Raw genomic sequence first — 794 nt, 5'->3', positions numbered from 1 at the left:
GCAGAGGTACGTGCAAATGAAGTGGCAGGTGTCATCGAGCAAATTCGCAATCGGATGGTTGAGTACAATCTTTCTCTTGAGGATATTCAAGGGAAGCGGCGTCGTGGTCGGCCCGCTGGCAGCACGTCCGGAAAGGCTGCTGAGGCAAAGGAGCCGTTGCCGCCGAAATATCGTGACCCGAAGACCGGAAAGACCTGGTCTGGTCGCGGCCGAGCCCCTGCCTGGCTCGGTAAGAATCCGAATCGATTCCTCATCGCTGAAGAATAATAGCCGTCGAGACATCTAAATAACGACTTGTGAAGTCTCGGCCTTGGGACTGCCGCCCCAGTTAGACGTTTCTCGTGCTTCGACACGGGATGCCACTGTTCTGTAGCAGCAATGCCGGCGGCCGCTTTTCGAGGCTGGACCATGGATGGGTCGAACCAATACTGCCAGACTTCAATGACAAAAGTTGTGCACTTCAGAAATGACGAGTGCGGGTACATGAGTTGGCTGGCCGGCAATCCAGATGGACTTGTGCTCAACATTCGACATCCCGCACATCAGTTCACGCCAAAGTTGCATCGCGCTACTTGCGGGACAATAACGAGTACGAAGAACGCGCCATATACGTCCGGCCAATACACCAAACTCTGTTCGCACCGATACGACCAGATTTCCCACCAGTTTCTTGAGGAGACCAAGGGAATTCGCGTTGACATCTCGCCGTGCGGGATGTGTAAGCCGGACGTGGAAGCACTGGAATTTGATGAAGCAGCTGGATTCTATGCCGAACTAGACGGCCTGGTCAGTAG

The 794-nt window shown here is 54.3% G+C and carries 2 protein-coding genes; both read left to right on the top strand.

The features are described 5' to 3' along the window. Positions 1-267, top strand: a 267-nt coding sequence (locus tag AC1DKD_RS41690; protein ID WP_477144791.1) for an H-NS histone family protein, incomplete at its 5' end; no start/stop codon positions are given. Between the two features lie 216 nt (positions 268-483). Next, positions 484-794: hypothetical protein (locus AC1DKD_RS41685; protein ID WP_477144790.1), on the top strand; the 311-nt coding region annotated here is incomplete at its 3' end.

It is taken from the genome of Cupriavidus sp. 05T313 (assembly GCF_056396665.1).
Note: the sequence above shows the minus strand (reverse complement) of the source record. Positions and strands in the feature narration are given on the sequence as shown.